This window comes from Subsaximicrobium wynnwilliamsii (genome assembly GCF_007997225.1).
Taxonomy (GTDB): Bacteria; Bacteroidota; Bacteroidia; order Flavobacteriales; family Flavobacteriaceae; genus Psychroserpens; species Psychroserpens wynnwilliamsii.
Window position 1 is genome coordinate 1 of sequence record NZ_VORM01000101.1, and the last position, 1,125, is coordinate 1,125.

The window sequence follows — 1,125 nt, forward strand, 5'->3', positions numbered from 1 at the left end:
AATAACAGCGCAAACTCCAGCCATCCTTCTTTAAATTCATCGTTTTACCCATAGACGGCAAATCAACCGGATTCGTCAACACAGTATTCAGCTCTGGCCTATCGGCGAGCCGAATACTTAGTTATTGTGCAACGTTTTTTAATTCGTATATAATTTTCTTCGACCTAATTTAATGAGAGATTCATAGTTTTCCGTTACAATTGGTGTTAGGTTTGTAAAATCCTCAATTGCTTTGTCTAATCTTTCTGGTTCTTGCATTTCCCATTCTCTTGGAATTCCTTGTTTTCCAATACCTGCACCAAATGTGTGTTTGGTAACTAGTTCATCTAATTTTTCCATATTTTGACGCAATTCCGATTTTAATCCTTCCAAATCAGCGTCTATAAATTCAAATTCGGGTAATTCACATTCGATAAGAAATTTATAAATGTCTTCGTATATTTTGTCAGGAAAAGAACCTCCTAAAAATCCATTTTGTTTAATGAAATACATTAAATTTTTACTATCCAAAAGTTCATTTAATCTTTCAAATGTTGCCTTATCAAGATTTAAATAACTTGAATTGGTTATAACAGTTCCTTCACTATTTTTTACTTTTTCGTACCAATTATTACGGTGACGTTTTAATTCCGACTCTGTATATTTTTTTCCTTTCGGATGGTCAGGATTGTACTGCATTACATCTGCGTGACAGTCAAAGCATAATGGTAAGCAATTATCAAAAGAATCTTCTCCACCATCTTTTCTTTGCTTAATATGATGAAGTTCAATTTTTGTTCCACAAAATTTATGGCATAAAGAACAATGTCTTCCACAAGAAATAAGCGAATCTTCTACTACTTTTTTATTAAATGCCATATGTCTTTCTCAAATGTTGCACAACGTTTATGTATATGAGCTGTGGCGTGTTTAGCACGAACCTCTCCAAATATAAACTAACTTTGGGAAATCCATAGATTTTCCAAATTGGCACAGACCAAGCCATAGCTTATATACGGTGTTGAACGAATCCTCCCTACCGGTCGGAAGCCCGCCTGAACCGTTCCGATTGGATGTTCTTGCTGTAAATGTAATAGATTTATTAATTTGTAGCTAAATTTTAAATCCAATACCATGTTTAAAAAA

At 33.8% G+C, this 1,125-nt stretch carries 2 protein-coding genes; both read right to left on the minus strand.

What is annotated here, in order from left to right:
- Positions 1–138: 138 nt before the first annotated feature.
- On the minus strand, positions 139–858 hold the full coding sequence (locus tag ESY88_RS20685; RefSeq protein ID WP_147088600.1) for an HNH endonuclease: 720 nt from the start codon (positions 856–858) through the stop codon (positions 139–141).
- A gap of 77 nt (positions 859–935) precedes the next feature.
- Positions 936–1,125: hypothetical protein (locus ESY88_RS21615; RefSeq protein WP_223270921.1), on the minus strand; the 190-nt coding region annotated here is incomplete at its 5' end.